16 protein-coding genes are annotated in these 13,683 nt (G+C 74.0%); 7 read left to right on the top strand and 9 right to left on the bottom strand.

Annotated elements, in window-relative coordinates:
* Positions 1 to 34: 34 nt before the first annotated feature.
* From IE294_RS04140 to IE294_RS04125, 4 genes are all read right to left on the bottom strand, one after another.
* The gene (locus IE294_RS04140) at positions 35 to 361 is read right to left on the bottom strand and encodes a DUF202 domain-containing protein (RefSeq protein ID WP_189882338.1); all 327 of its coding nucleotides are present in this window, start codon (positions 359 to 361) and stop codon (positions 35 to 37) included.
* Positions 358 to 750, bottom strand: coding sequence for a YidH family protein (locus IE294_RS04135; protein WP_014671740.1), 393 nt, complete (start codon positions 748 to 750; stop codon positions 358 to 360). Before IE294_RS04135 ends, IE294_RS04140 begins: the two co-directional genes overlap by 4 nt.
* Before the next feature lie 21 nt (positions 751 to 771).
* Entirely contained in the window at positions 772 to 1,287 is a 516-nt protein-coding gene (locus IE294_RS04130; RefSeq protein ID WP_189882336.1) for an NUDIX domain-containing protein, read from the bottom strand.
* A gap of 649 nt (positions 1,288 to 1,936) precedes the next feature.
* Entirely contained in the window at positions 1,937 to 2,833 is an 897-nt protein-coding gene (locus tag IE294_RS04125; protein WP_189882334.1) for a DMT family transporter, read from the bottom strand.
* A gap of 397 nt (positions 2,834 to 3,230) precedes the next feature.
* Here IE294_RS04125 and IE294_RS04120 point away from each other — a divergent pair, with 397 nt between their 5' ends.
* From IE294_RS04120 to IE294_RS04110, 3 genes are all read left to right on the top strand, one after another.
* Positions 3,231 to 4,205 carry an amino acid adenylation domain-containing protein gene (locus IE294_RS04120; protein ID WP_189882332.1) on the top strand — a complete coding sequence of 325 codons (975 nt, stop codon included), beginning with the start codon at positions 3,231 to 3,233 and terminating at the stop codon, positions 4,203 to 4,205.
* A 114-nt stretch (positions 4,206 to 4,319) separates the two neighbouring features.
* The gene (locus tag IE294_RS04115) at positions 4,320 to 5,060 is read left to right on the top strand and encodes a molybdopterin-dependent oxidoreductase (RefSeq protein ID WP_189882330.1); all 741 of its coding nucleotides are present in this window, start codon (positions 4,320 to 4,322) and stop codon (positions 5,058 to 5,060) included.
* Complete coding sequence (locus tag IE294_RS04110) at positions 5,044 to 5,670, top strand: cytochrome b/b6 domain-containing protein (RefSeq protein ID WP_189882329.1); 627 nt, start codon at positions 5,044 to 5,046, stop codon at positions 5,668 to 5,670. Before IE294_RS04115 ends, IE294_RS04110 begins: the two co-directional genes overlap by 17 nt.
* A gap of 44 nt (positions 5,671 to 5,714) precedes the next feature.
* Here the strand turns inward: IE294_RS04110 and IE294_RS04105 are convergent, their stop codons facing one another.
* Genes IE294_RS04105 through IE294_RS04090 form a run of 4 tightly spaced genes read right to left on the bottom strand, consistent with a single transcriptional unit; the run spans position 5,715 to position 9,484 of the window.
* Positions 5,715 to 6,734 (bottom strand): L-idonate 5-dehydrogenase, encoded by a 1,020-nt coding sequence (locus tag IE294_RS04105; protein WP_189882327.1) that lies wholly within the window; start codon positions 6,732 to 6,734, stop codon positions 5,715 to 5,717.
* Between the two features lie 14 nt (positions 6,735 to 6,748).
* Entirely contained in the window at positions 6,749 to 7,510 is a 762-nt protein-coding gene (locus tag IE294_RS04100) for an SDR family oxidoreductase (RefSeq protein WP_189882326.1), read from the bottom strand.
* A 10-nt stretch (positions 7,511 to 7,520) separates the two neighbouring features.
* The gene (locus tag IE294_RS04095; protein WP_189882324.1) at positions 7,521 to 8,918 is read right to left on the bottom strand and encodes a GntP family permease; all 1,398 of its coding nucleotides are present in this window, start codon (positions 8,916 to 8,918) and stop codon (positions 7,521 to 7,523) included.
* A gap of 38 nt (positions 8,919 to 8,956) precedes the next feature.
* Entirely contained in the window at positions 8,957 to 9,484 is a 528-nt protein-coding gene (locus IE294_RS04090) for a gluconokinase (protein WP_041665056.1), read from the bottom strand.
* A 139-nt stretch (positions 9,485 to 9,623) separates the two neighbouring features.
* On the opposite strand from IE294_RS04090, the gene IE294_RS04085 reads away from it, so the two are divergent.
* Positions 9,624 to 10,325 (top strand): FadR/GntR family transcriptional regulator, encoded by a 702-nt coding sequence (locus tag IE294_RS04085; RefSeq protein WP_189882322.1) that lies wholly within the window; start codon positions 9,624 to 9,626, stop codon positions 10,323 to 10,325.
* Positions 10,326 to 10,348: 23 nt separating this feature from the next.
* Here IE294_RS04085 and IE294_RS04080 read toward each other — a convergent pair whose 3' ends face one another.
* Positions 10,349 to 10,726, bottom strand: coding sequence for a YchJ family protein (locus IE294_RS04080; RefSeq protein ID WP_189882320.1), 378 nt, complete (start codon positions 10,724 to 10,726; stop codon positions 10,349 to 10,351).
* 174 nt (positions 10,727 to 10,900) lie between these two features.
* On the opposite strand from IE294_RS04080, the gene IE294_RS04075 reads away from it, so the two are divergent.
* From IE294_RS04075 to IE294_RS04065, 3 genes are read left to right on the top strand one after another with little or no spacing between them, the layout of a single operon-like run.
* The gene (locus tag IE294_RS04075) at positions 10,901 to 11,209 is read left to right on the top strand and encodes a dsRBD fold-containing protein (RefSeq protein ID WP_189814753.1); all 309 of its coding nucleotides are present in this window, start codon (positions 10,901 to 10,903) and stop codon (positions 11,207 to 11,209) included.
* A gap of 11 nt (positions 11,210 to 11,220) precedes the next feature.
* Positions 11,221 to 12,525, top strand: coding sequence for a phosphoribosyltransferase family protein (locus IE294_RS04070; RefSeq protein WP_189882318.1), 1,305 nt, complete (start codon positions 11,221 to 11,223; stop codon positions 12,523 to 12,525).
* 31 nt (positions 12,526 to 12,556) lie between these two features.
* A complete protein-coding gene (locus IE294_RS04065; RefSeq protein ID WP_189882547.1) occupies positions 12,557 to 13,675 on the top strand; it encodes a CapA family protein in 1,119 nt (372 codons plus the stop codon).
* Positions 13,676 to 13,683 lie beyond the last annotated feature (8 nt).

The raw sequence follows: 13,683 nt of genomic DNA, 5'->3' as shown, positions 1-13,683 counted from the left end.
ACGAGGGCACCGGGGCCGGGGAGCCGGACAGGTCCTAGACCACCAGTACGGCCGCGCACACCGCCATCGCCATCGCGCACAGCACCGCCGCCGTCGCGTGGCGCGGGGCGAGAGCGGGCGGTGGGGTGCCGGCCGCCAGGGCGAGGATGCGGAGGTGGGCGACCCGGAGGAAGGCCAGGAACAGCCCGCAGCACAGCGCGCACAGGACGATCCCGGCGGCCGAGGCGCCGCCGTGCAGCGCCGCCCTCACGGCCAGTACGGCGGCAACGGCGGCCGACAGGGTCGTACGCCGCCAGGCCAGCCGGGTGCGCTCCGGCTGGAGCCCGGGGTCCCGCCCGGCGCCCGCCTCCCCGGCACTCACCCCTCCCCCCGCACCAGGACCACCAGCACCATCGCGACGGCCACCACCGCCACGACCAGGCTCAGCAGCGCGGGGAAGCGGGACGCGGGCAGGTCCTCGCCGCGGCGCATCGCGCGCTCGCAGCGCACCCAGTGGTTCACCGCGCGCAGGGAACACAGGACGCCGGCCGCGAGCAGGGCCAGCGCGAGCCCGACCCGCCAGGCCCAGCGCAGGTCCGGGAGGAACTGGTCCACCGCGAATCCGCCGCCGATCAGCGCCAGCGCGGTGCGCAGCCAGGCGAGGAAGGTGCGCTCGTTGGCCAGCGAGAACCGGTAGTCGGGGGTCCCGCCCTCGTCCCGCACCCGCTCCGGCGCGAACCACAGCCGGATGTTCCGTACGAATTCGCTCACGCGGCCGACCCTACCCGGCGGTCACCGGCCCGCCCGCAGCGCCCGCAGCCGCTCGTGGGCCGCCAGCCCGTCCGGCACCCACGCCCACTCGCCGAGCCGCCGCTCGACCTCCTCCTCGGGCAGGAAGGCGTGCCACTGGACCTCCTCCGCCTGCGGCCGGACGGGCAGCTCGCAGCGCACCTCGTACACCGCCGACCACCAGCTGTTCCCGGCGCCGTCGTCGTAGAGGAACTTGAAGAGGAACTCCGGCCGGGGCAGTCCGGTCACGCCCAGTTCCTCCTCCGCCTCCCGCAGCGCCGCCTCGTCGTAGGACTCGCCCGCGCCGACGACCCCGCCGACGAACAGGTCGTACAGGGAGGGGAACACCAGTTTGGTCGCCGTGCGCCGGTGCACGAAGAGCCGGCCGGCCGCGTCGCGGACCTCGACGAACACACAGCGGTGGCGCAGCCCGCGGGCATAGGCCTCGCCGCGCGGGTACCGGGCGACGACCCGGTCGTGCTCGTCGACGATGTCGAGGATCTCGTCAGCAGGATTCATACCCGTCATCCAAGCAGGGCCGTTTGGGCGGGCAGGGCGGCTGGGGCGGGCAGGGCCGTCTGGTGTGGGGAGGGTTGTCTGGGGCGGGTCGCGCCGTCTGGTGTGGGCCGCGCCGTCTGGTGGGGGGAGGGCCATCTTGGGGACCAGGGCCGTCTGGTCTGGGCAGGGTTGTCTGGGACGGGCGGCGCCGTCTGTGGGCAGGGTGGTCTGAGGCGGGCCGCGCCGTCTGGTGTGGGCAGGGCCGTCTGGGCCGGGCCCCGCGGTCTGGGGCGGGCTCCGCCGTCTGGGCCGGGCTCCGCCGTCTGGGGCGGGCTCCGCCGTCTGGGGGGCAGGGCCGTCTGGGGTGGCCCGCGCCGTCTGGTGTGGGCAGGGCCCTCTGAGGCGGGCCTGCCGTCTGAGGCGGGCAGGACCGTCCGGTCGGGGTACGGCCTGCTTGCCTGGGCACGGCCGGCCATCCGGCTCATCAAGGCAGGACCGGCTCATCCAGGCAGGACCGGCTCATCCAGGCAGGACCGGCTCATCAAGGCAGGACCGGCTCATCCAGGCAGGGTCGGCATATCCGGGCAGGGCCGGCTCATCCAGTCAGGGCCGGCTCGCCCGTGCAGGACCGGCTCATCCAAGCAGAGCCGGCTCGCCCGGGCGAGCCGGCTCAGCGGCGTTGGAGGTCCCGGGCTCCCGGCCCCGTCTCCGCCGTGCCGCACGGCATCGCGGGATGCAGTCCGAGCAGCACGATGCCCGCCACCACCGCCGCGAGTCCGGCCGCCTCCCCGGCCAGCGCCCCGGTGTCGGTGCGCAGCCGGTCGCCCATGAAGCCCACGCCGCACAGGATCCCGGCGAGCGGCTCGGCCGCCGTGAGCGCGGGCAGCGACATGCGCAGCGGGGCGGTCTCGAACGCGCTCTGCACCAGCACGAGACCGGTGACCCCGCAGGCCACCACGCCGTACGGCTGCCAGCCGGTGAACAGCTCGGTGAGGCCGCCGTCGGAGAAGCGGGTGCCGCTCACCCGGGTCAGCGCGTCCTGGACGCCGTAGAGCAGCCCGGCCGCCAGGGCCAGCAGCACCGGGCCCCAGCTCAGCCGGGACCGCTTGGCGTACGTCGTCAGGACCAGGGCCGCGCCCACCACCGCGCCGATGATCAGCCAGTGCCGCAGCGGATCGGTGACCGCCGTGCCGCCGCGCGGCTCGCCCGCGACGATGAACGCGCTCACCCCGCCCGCGAGCAGCAGCAGCCCGGCCCAGCCCTGGCGGCCGAGCGGTTGTCCGGTCTGGTGCCGGGAGAGGGCGAGGGCGAACAGCAGGTTCGTCGCGAGCAGCGGCTCGACCAGGGAGATCTCACCCTTGCCGAGGGCGATCGCGCCCAGCACCATGCCGGCCACCATCAGCCCGAGACCGCCCAGCCAGCGTGGTATCCGCATCAGGTCGAGCAGCAGGCGGAAGGAGAGGAAGTCGCTGAGCGGTGCCTTCTGCGCCGCGTTCTGCTGGAGCACGAATCCGAAACCCAGACAGCAGGCAGCGCTCACGGCGAGAAGGAGAACCAGAACCGACACGCTGTGTACCTCGATCATCCGGCCGTACCACGGGCGGTAGTGGCCGACTGTAGCGCTCCCAGGACGGCATTGCCCCGGAAGCACCCGGAACCGGGCGGTTGGCTCGCCGTGGTCCGGGGTCCGACTCGCCATGGTCCGGGGCCGACGGGCGCCGCGCCATGGCGTACGCCACAGCAGTCGGGGCGCACGACCCGGAATCGGGATGGCATACGCCACAGGAACGTTCCCGGGTCCGGTCGGCCGTGCCCCCGCCCACCTGCGCAGGGACGAATAAATTCCGCTTCGGCCGAGGAAGTTGAAGCTCGCACCACCGCCGTTGCCGCTTGACGCAACCCTTGGCTGAGGGTTTTCTGTGCGTGATCGGTCGATGGCAGCCCGAGAAACAGGAAGTCCTGCGGTGCCTCCTCTTTCGCCTCTGCTCGGCGCTCGCCGGGCCCCCACGGAACCGTCCGGCGAGACCGCCGAGGACGCCTCCGGGGCCTATGACGCCGCCCTCGACGACGCGGAACTCGGCGCCGCCCGAGCCGCGTTGGCCCAGGGCCGGCGGCAGGCCGCCCGCTCCCTGCTGGTGCACACCGGCGACGACTGGGACCGCCGCGGCCACCGCCTCACCGTGCTCGCCCAGGATGCCCGTGCCGCCGCCTGGGCGACCGACTGGCTGACCGCCGAACCCGGCTCCGCCGATGCCACCACGCTGCTCGCCCTGGCCCTGGTGCACCGCGCCTTACGCGGCGGTGAGGAGCCCGGCCCGGCCCGCGAGGCCTGCGGCACGGCCGCCGCGCTCGCCCCCGACGACCCCACCCCCTGGCTCGGCCGGCTGCTGCTCGCCCGCGCCCTCGGCCCGGAGCGCGAGGTGCTCGCGGCCTTCGCCGAAGTGCGCCGCCGCCACCCCGAGCACCACCACGCCCACCACCTGCTGATCGCCCGCCTGGCCGAACGGCCCGCCGGCGGCCGGGCCGAGGCCCACGAGGTGTACGACCTCGCCGAGCAGGCCGCCGCCGAGGCCCCCGCCGACTCCCCGCTGGCCGTCCTGCCGGTCGTCGCCTACGCCGAGCGCTACCGGGTCCTCGCCGCCACCGGCCTCGCCCCCGCCGAACCCGCGGCCTGCGGGCACTGGTCCGGCCCGCGGGCCCGGCGCATCCTGCGCGCCTGCTTCGACTGGTGGCTGGAGTGGGAGCACGACGAACACCCGCGCCGCCACGTCGACCTCAACCACCTCGCGTTCGCCCTGTCCCGCGCCGGCCGCCCGGCCGAGGCGGCGGCCCTCTTCCGGCGCATCGGCGCGCACGCCACCCCGGCACCCTGGTCGTACGCGCACCCCGACCCCCTGGCGGCCTTCCGCGCGGCCCGCGCCCACGCGCTCGGGCACTGAGACACCGGGGCCCGGACGTACCCAAGAGGTGACGCGGGTGAGAAGTGGTTACGGAAATCTGACCGATGGCCCGATCATCTGGCCCCGCGCGGCCCCGGGTGCTCGAATGAGTACGTGAACTCCGAACAATCCGAGGAGCCCGCACCCGAGCGGGACGGCCGGCCCATCGGCCGCCGCGTCTTCCTCGGCACCCTCGGTCTGGGCGCGCTCGGCGTGGTCGCGGCACCCGCCCTGCAACGCGGCGTCGAAGGCTTCCTCGGCGGCGTCGCCGGCAAGGACCCCACCGGTCTGACCGGTCTGCTGCCCAACGGCGGCGGCTTCCGCTACTACTCCGTCGCCGCGTCCGTGCCGCACAAGACCGCCGTGGACTACCGCCTCACCCTCGACGGCCTGGTCGACCACCCGCGCGGCTACACCCTGGACGAGCTGCGCGCGCTGCCGCGGACCCGGCTGGTCAAGGACGTCCAGTGCGTCACCGGCTGGCGGGTCCCCGGCACTCCCTTCGAGGGCGTACGCCTGTCCCACCTGCTCGACGCGGCGGGCGTCCGCCCCTCCGCCAAGGCCGTCCGCTTCACCTGCTTCGACGGCACCTACACCGAGAGCCTCACCCTGGACCAGGCGCGCCGCCCGGACGTGCTGGTCGCCCTGCGCATGCAGGACAAGGACATCGGCCACGACCACGGCGGCCCGGTCCGCCTCTACGTCGCCCCCATGTACTTCTACAAGTCCGCCAAGTGGCTCTCCGGCATCACCGTCACCGACCGGGTGGAGCCGGGCTACTGGGAGAACCTCGGCTACGACGTCGACGCCTGGGTCGGCCGCTCGAACGGACGCGACGATGAGCCTACGAGCTGAGACCCCGGCCCCGCCCAGCGCCCGCGTCCACCGCTTCACCCGCGCCGAACGCTGGGTGCACCGCGCGACGGCCGCGCTGATGGGCGTGTGCGTGGTGACCGCGGCCGTCCTCTACGTCCCGCAACTGGCGGTCCTGGTCGGCCGCCGGGAACTGGTCGTCCGGGTGCACGAGTGCGCGGGGCTCGCGCTGCCGGTGCCGGTCCTGCTGGGCCTGGCCTCCCGCGCCTTCCGCGCCGACCTGCGCTTCCTCAACCGCTTCGGCCCGCACGACCGCATCTGGCTGCGCGCCGCGGCGCGCCGCGACCGGCGCCACGCCTCGCGCCCCGCGGGCAAGTTCAACGCCGGCCAGAAGGTCTACGCCGCGTGGATCGCCGGCGCGACCCTGGTCATGCTCGGCACCGGCCTGATGATGTGGTTCACCCGTCTCACCCCGCTGATGTGGCGCACCTCGGCGACCTTCGTCCACGACTGGCTGGCCCTGACGATCGGCGTGGTCCTGGCCGGCCACATCGGCATGGCCCTCGGGGACCCGGAGGCGAGACGGGGGCTGCGGACGGGAACGGTGAGCGAGGAGTGGGCGAACCGGGAACACCCCCTCTGGCGCCCGTAGCCCTTGTCCCGCTCGGAACCCCACCCGCTCGGAACCCCACCCGCTCAGAACTCCAGCAGCACCTTGCAGGACCGCTCCCGGTCGGCGGCCAGCGCGAACGCGGACCCGGCCGCCGTCACGGGGACCACGGAGCTGATCAGCCCGTCGAACTCGCCCCGGGCGGCGAGCAGTTCCAGCGCGTCGTCGAACTCGGCGTCGAACCGGAACGCGCCCCGCAGGTCGATCTCCCGGCTCACCACCAGGTTCCCGGCGAACGGCGTACGCCCGGCGGGCAGCATCCCGAGCTGGACGACCACACCGCCGCGCCGCACCCGCCGCAGACAGGTGTCCAGTCCGGCGGCCACCCCCGAGGCCTCCACGGCCACGTCCACCTCCGCCGGCCACCCGGGATCGTCCGGATCGTCGGCCCGCAGCAGCGTGTCGGCACCGGCGACGGCCGCGTACCCCAGCGCCTCGGGCACCAGGTCGGTGACCGTCACCCGCGCCGCGCCCGCCGCCTTCGCCGCCGCGACGACCAGGCACCCGATCGGCCCGGCCCCGGTGACCAGCACATGACGTCCGGCCACCTCCCCGGCCCGCCGCACCGCGTGCAGCGCCACCGACAGCGGCTCGGCCAGCGCGGCCCGGCGCAGCCCGAGCCCGTCCGGCAGTGCCCTCAACTGGCCTGCGGGAACGACCACTTGGCCGGCGAAGCCGCCCTGCACATGCGGAAACCGCGCCGCACTGCCCAGATAGCGCGTGTCGCGGCACACGTTCGCCCGTCCCCCGACGCACTCCGGGCACACCCCGCACGGCGTGGCCGGGTGCACGGCGACCGCCGTACCCGGGGCGGGACCGGTGGCCCCGGGGCCGTAGGACACCACCGTGCCCACCACCTCGTGCCCGAGCACCATCGGCTCGCGGAGCCGGAAGTCCCCGACCCCGCCGTGCCGCCAGTAGTGCAGATCGGACCCGCACACCCCGCCGTACCGGACCGCCACCAGCGCCTCGCCGGACCCGGGCCGAGGGGGCGGCAGCTCCTCCACCCGCAGCTCGCCGGCCCCGTGGATCACACACCCCAGCACGCCCGCCGCCCCTCTCACAGCACGCTCGTCATGCCGCCGTCGACGTACAGCACCTGCCCGCCGACGAAGTCCGCCGCGGGCGAGGCCAGGAAGAGCAGCCCGCCCACCAGGTCCTCGGTTCGGCCCCAGCGCCCGGCCGGGGTGCGGCGGCGCACCCACGCGCTGAACTCCTCGTCCTCCACCAGCGGCCGGGTCAACTCGGTCTCGATGTAGCCGGGGCCGAGGCCGTTGACCTGGACGCCGTGCGGCCCCCAGTCGGCGCACATGCCCTTGGTGAGCATCTTCAGCGCGCCCTTGGTCGCCGCGTACGGCGCGATGCCCGGGCGGACCACCTCGCTCTGCAAGGAGCAGATGTTGATGATCTTGCCGTGACCGCGTGCCGTCATCCGCCGGGCGGCCTCCCGGCCGACGAGGAACGCGCTGGTGAGGTTGGTGTCCAGGATGCGGTGCCAGTCGGCGTCCGCGAACTCCAGCAGCGGGGCGCGCAGTTGCATGCCCGCGTTGTTGACCAGGATGTCGAGCGGGCCCACCCGCTCCTCGACGTCCGCGATCCCGGCGGCCACGGCCGGAGCGTCGGTCACGTCGAACACCGCCGTACGCACCTCACCGGGAAGGTCCGCCGCGGCCTCGGCCAGCCGGCCGGCGTCGCGCCCGTTGAGGACCACCGTGCAGCCGGCCTCGGCCAAGCCCCGGGCCAGCGCGAGGCCGATGCCCCGGCTGGAGCCGGTGACCAGGGCCGTACGGCCGCTGATGTCGAAGAGGGGGTGAGCCGTCATCGCCGTACCCCTAGATGATCAGGGAGAGGAGCAGGACCAGGCCGCCGGCGACCACCGAGATGATCGTCTCCATCACCGACCAGGTCTTCACGGTCTGCCCGACGCTCAGCCCGAAGTACTCCTTCACCAGCCAGAAACCGGCGTCGTTGACATGGCTGAAGAACAGCGAGCCCGCGCCGACGGCCAGGACGAGCAGGGCCGCGTGCGTGGTCGACATGTCGGCCGCGAGCGGCGCGACCAGGCCGGCCGCCGAGACCGTCGCCACCGTCGCCGAGCCGGTCGCCAGCCGGATGGCCACCGCGATCAGCCAGGCCAGCAGCACTGCCGGGATCGACCATTCCTTGGAGATGTCCAGGATCATCTGGCCCACGCCCGAGTCGATCAGCGTCTGCTTGAAGCCGCCGCCCGCGCCCACGATCAGCAGGATGCCGGCGATGGGCATGAGGCCCTTCTCGACGGTCTGCTGGAGCCGGTCCTTGGTGAACCCGGCGGGCCGGCCCAGCGTGAAGAAGCCGACGATCACGGCGGCGAGCAGCGCGATCAGCGGGGAGCCGACGACGTCGAAGACACGCTGGGTCGTGTTCGTGGCGTCGTCGATGACGATGTCCACCAGCGCCTTGGCCAGCATCAGCACCACAGGGAGCAGCACGGTGGCGAGCGTCGCGCCGAAGCCGGGACGGCGCTCCAGCTCCTCTGAGGCGCGCTGCGGCAGCATCCGGTCGGGCGCCGGCACGTCCACCCAGCGGGCCGCGACCTTCGAGAACAGCGGACCGGCGATGATCACCGTCGGGACGGCGACCAGGATGCCGAGCGCCAGGGTCACGCCCAGGTTGGCCTTGACCGCGTCGATGGCGACCAGCGGGCCGGGGTGCGGCGGGATCAGGCCGTGCATCACGGACAGACCGGCGAGCGCCGGGATGCCGATGCGCATCAGGGAGTAGTTGCCGCGCTTGGCGACCATCAGCACGACCGGGATCAGCAGCACGATGCCGACCTCGAAGAACAGGGGCAGGCCGATCACGGAGGCGATCAGCACCATCGCCCAGGGCATGGCGCGCCCGCCGGCCTTGGCGAGGATCGTGTCCACGATCTCGTCGGCACCGCCGGAGTCGGCGAGCAGCTTGCCCAGGATCGCCCCGAGCGCGATCAGGACGCCGACGCCGGCCACGGTGGAGCCGAGTCCGGTGGTGAAGCTGGTGATGGCCTTGTCGAGCGGCGCCCCGGCGACCGCCCCGAGCGTCAGTGACCCGATGGTCAGCGCCAGGAAGGCATGGAGCTTGAACTTGGTGATGAGCAGGACGATGACCGCGATGCCCACCAGGACGGCTATGCCCAGTTGGGCGTGTCCGGCGGAGGTGATCGGCGGAGGCGCGTCCGCTGCCAGCATCTCGACGCTGAGTCTGGTCACGGGGGTTCCCTTGCGGTTACGGGGTGTTCTGACGGGCGCTACTGAGCGCTGCCCGCGGTGTCGGGAAGCAGGTCGAGTGCCTGTACGGCGCGCTCGGTGATCTCCTGGGGGCTGCCGCTGACGTCCACGGCGACTCCCGCCTCGTCCGGCTCCAGGGGCTGGAGCGTCGCGAACTGGGAGTCCAGCAGCGCGGTGGGCATGAAGTGCCCCTGGCGCTGCGACATCCGCTCCTCGATCAGCTGCCGGTCGCCCGTCAGGTGCAGGAACACGACCCCGGGGGCCACGGCCCGGAGCCGGTCGCGGTACGACCGCTTCAGCGCCGAGCTGCTGACCACCCCGCCCAGTCCGGCCCGGCCGTGCGCCCAGTGCCCGATGGCCTCCAGCCACGGCCACCGGTCGGCGTCGTCGAGCGGGATCCCGGCCGACATCTTGTCGATGTTGGCCTGGGGGTGGAAGTCGTCGCCCTCGGCGTACGGGACGCCCAGCCGCGCGGCGAGCAAGGGACCGATCGTGGTCTTGCCCGTCCCCGCGACGCCCATCACGACGACGACCTGGGGGGTTCGCATCACTGCCTCGCTGTCTTCCTCGACATCGACGCCACTGCGGCGTCGCCACACTGAAACCCATTAGGTACGACGAATTCAAGAGTCTGTGACATATAAGTCTGACTTTTTGTCGCTGTGATCCACGCCGTACGCTGAGTGCATGACCACACCGGGCCGGGGGCTGCACGGCCATGTACTGGACACCCTCGGCCCCGCGATCACCGCGGGCGAGTACCCGCCGGGCAGCGTCCTGCGCACCGACGAGCTGGCACAGCACTTCGAGGTGTCGCGCTCCGTGATGCGCGAGGCGGTCCGCGTGCTCGAATCCATGCACCTGGTCGAGTCCCGCCGCCGGGTGGGCGTCACGGTCCGCCCCAAGGCCGAGTGGAACGTCTACGACCCGCAGGTCATCCGCTGGCGCCTGGCGGGCGCCGACCGCCCGCACCAACTGCGCTCCCTCACCGTGCTGCGCTCCGCGATCGAACCCGTCGCGGCCGGCCTCGCCGCGCAGCACGCCACGGCCGAGCAGTGCGCCGAACTCACCGAGTGCGCGCTCGGCATGGTGGCCAACTCACGCGGCCACAAGCTGGACAAGTACCTCGTCCACGACATCGCCTTCCACCGGGTCGTGCTCACCGCCTCGGGCAACGAGATGTTCGCCCGCCTCGGCGACGTCGTCGCGGAGGTGCTGGCCGGCCGCACCCATCACGAGGTCATGTTCGAGGACCCCGACCCGGCGGCCGTCACCCTGCACGTAGGGGTGGCCGAGGCGGTCCGCGCGGGCGACGCGCCCCGCGCGGAGGAACTCACCCGGCAGATCGCCGTGGGCGCCCTCCAGGAACTGGACGTCCTGGCGCCCTAGGGTCGGACAGGCCCTGGCCGGGGCTACTCGCCCGGGAAGTCCCCGTCCACGTACACCCACGCACCGTCCACCCGCTCGAACCGGCTCCGCTCGTGCAGCGAGCCGCCCCGGTAGGAGGCGCGGAACGTCACCGTGCCGGTGCTGTGGAAGGCGGATCCGTCGGCGGTGTCCAGGATCTCCAGCTCCGTCCACCGCATCCGCGGGTCGAGGTCCAGCCGCGCGGGCCGGGTCCGCGGGTGCCAGGTGCGCAGCAGATACCCCGCGTCCCTCTTGACGAACGCGCTGTACCGCGAGCGCATCAACAGCTCGGCCGTCGGCGCGGCCACCGCGCCGGTGTGGAAACGGCCACAGCAGGCTTCGTAGGACTGGGGGAGCCCGCAAGGGCAGGTGCGCGAGGTCATGGCACACATTCTCCCCGCAGCAGGAGAGGCGTCCGCCGCGGGTCGGGTGCACAGTGGAAGTGCCGGACTGGAGCGCCCCCCAGGGGGCGCGGGGAACTGCGCGACCAGCCACGATGGACCGGCGGACGGCCGGCGGCCCGTCGCGGCACGATCCGCGGAGCGAGGTGGCGGACGATGACCGGACCCCTGCACAGCCGTCCCGCCGTCAAGGAGTGGCGGCTGAACCTGTACCTGTCCGAGCACGACCCGGACACCACGGCCCGGATCATCCTCGACACCGGCGACAACGTCCTGGAGAGCCACGCGGAGGCCCGCCGCAACCCCTACGACCAGGCGATGCCGGAGATCGGCGACGAACTCGCCGCCGGACGCGCGCTCATCGCCATGGGCCGCATGCTGCTGCGCGCCGCCGACGGCGACATGAAGGCGACCGGAGCCGCCGACACGGACGCCCCGGCGCCGCTCTGGCAGCCACGGGAGTGAAGGAGCCCGCCGTGCACTTCACGAACCGCCTCGAAGCGGGACGCAGACTGGGCGAACGCCTGGAGTACCTCAGGGGCCAGGACGTCGTGGTGCTCGGGCTCCCACGAGGAGGGGTGCCGGTCGCCGCCGAGGTCGCCGAGGCGCTCGACGCGCCCCTGGACGTCTGCCTGGTGCGCAAACTGGGCGTGCCGTACCAGCCCGAGCTGGGCATGGGGGCGATCGGCGAGGACGGCGTCCGCGTGATCAACCAGGAGGTGCTGCGCGGCACCGGGGTCTCCACCGAGGACCTCGCCCGGGTCGAGGAACGCGAACGCCGGGTGCTGGAGCAACGGGCCGCGCGCTACCGGGGCGCCGCACCCCCCGTCTCCGTCGCCGGCCGGACCGCCGTCGTGGTGGACGACGGTGTGGCCACCGGCTCCACCGCGCGAGCCGCCTGCCGGATCGCCCGCGCCCGGGACGCCGCACGCATCGTGCTGGCCGTCCCCGTGGCCCCGCGGGACTTCGCCCGGCGCCTTGGCGGGGACGCCGACGAACTGGTCTGCCTGGACACCCCGTGGCACTTCGCCGCGGTCGGCCAGTTCTACGCCGACTTCGCCCAGGTCGGCGACGAGGAGGTCACCGCCTGTCTGCGCCGGGCCGCGAGCCGGCACCGGCACACCGCGGGCGCCGGCTCCACCGACCGGGAGGTGACGGTGACCGCCGGCGGCGCCCGGCTGGGCGGACGGCTCACCGTTCCCGAGGACGCCACCGGCGTCGTGGCCTTCGCGCACGGCAGCGGCAGCAGCCGGCACAGCCCGCGCAACCGGTTCGTGGCCGAGGGGCTGCACCGGGCCGGCCTCGGCACCCTGCTGTTCGACCTGCTCACCGACGCGGAGGAGGCCGACCGGGGCAACGTGTTCGACATCGCCCTGCTGGCCGGACGGCTGCTGGACGCCACCCGCTGGCTGCGCGAGGAACCCGGCACCGAAGGGCTCGCCATCGGCTTCTTCGGCGCCAGCACCGGCGCGGCAGCCGCCCTGTGGGCCGCCGCCGACCCCGACGCGCACCCCGCCGCCGTCGTCTCCCGCGGCGGCCGGCCCGACCTCGCCGGACCCCGGCTGGCCGCGGTGACCGCACCCACCCTGCTCGTCGTCGGCGGCGCCGACCCGCAGGTCCTCGCCCTCAACCGGGACGCACAGGCCCGACTCCGGTGCGAGAACCGGCTGGAGGTGGTCCCCGGCGCCACCCACCTCTTCGAGGAGCCCGGCACGCTGGAACGGGTGACCGAGCTGGCACGTGACTGGTTCACGGACCACATGGCACCCGCGCACGTGTAGTCCCGCGGCCATGGGCGAGGAGGCCGCCGCCATGGGCGAGAAGGCCGTCACCCTGTTCCTCGCCGGTGACGTCATGCTCGGCCGGGGCGTCGACCAGATCCTCCCGCACCCCGGCGACCCGGCCCTGCGCGAGGACCACGTCCGCGACGCCCGCGACTACGTCGCCCTGGCGGAGACCGTGAGCGGACCGGTACCCCGGCCCGTGGACCCCGCCTGGCCCTGGGGCGAGGCCCTGCCCGTCCTGGAGCGCGCCGCCCCGGACGTACGGGTGGTCAACCTGGAGACCGCCGTCACCCGGGACGGCGACTTCGCACCCGGCAAGGCCGTCCACTACCGCATGCACCCGGCCAACCTGCCCTGCCTCGCCGCCGTCCGCCCCGACGTCTGCGTCCTCGCCAACAACCACGTGCTCGACTTCGGCCCGTCCGGCCTCGCGGAGACCCTCGACTCCCTCGCCGCCGCGGGACTGCGCACCGCCGGGGCGGGCCCGGACGCGGACGCCGCCTGGCGCCCGGCGACCGTCCCGCTGCGGCCGGGCGGACGCGTCCTGGTCTTCGCCTTCGGCATGCCGTCCAGCGGCATCCCGCACAGCTGGGCCGCCACCGCCGAACGCCCCGGCGTGGCCCTCGTCACCGCACCGACCACCGCCGCCGTGAAGGACTTCGCCGACCGCCTGCGACACACCGGGCGGCGGCCCGGCGACCTCGTCGTCGCGTCCGTCCACTGGGGCCCCAACTGGGGCTACCCGGCCTCCCGCGACGAGGTCCGCTTCGCCCGCGCGCTGATCGATGCGGGCGTCGACGTCGTCCACGGGCACTCCTCCCACCATCCGCGCCCACCGGAGGTCTACCGCGACCGGCTCGTCCTGTACGGCTGCGGCGACCTCGTCGACGACTACGAGGGCATCGGCGGCTACGAGCGCTACCGCGACGACCTGCGCCTGCTGCACCTGGTCTCGGTCGAGCCCGGCACCGGCCGGCTGACCGGTCTGCGGATGGTGCCCCTCCAGGCGCGCCGGCTGCGCCTGGAGCACGCCTCCGCCCAGGACACCGCCTGGCTGCGCACGGTCCTCGACGGCTACGCCCGCGCCCTCGGCACCCGCGTCGAGCACGGCGACGGCGGCACGCTCACGGTACGGGCGCTGCGCTGACCCCGGAC

The organism is Streptomyces canarius, from assembly GCF_014650735.1.
GTDB lineage: Bacteria > Actinomycetota > Actinomycetes > Streptomycetales > Streptomycetaceae > Streptomyces > Streptomyces olivaceoviridis.
Note: the sequence above shows the minus strand (reverse complement) of the source record. Positions and strands in the feature narration are given on the sequence as shown.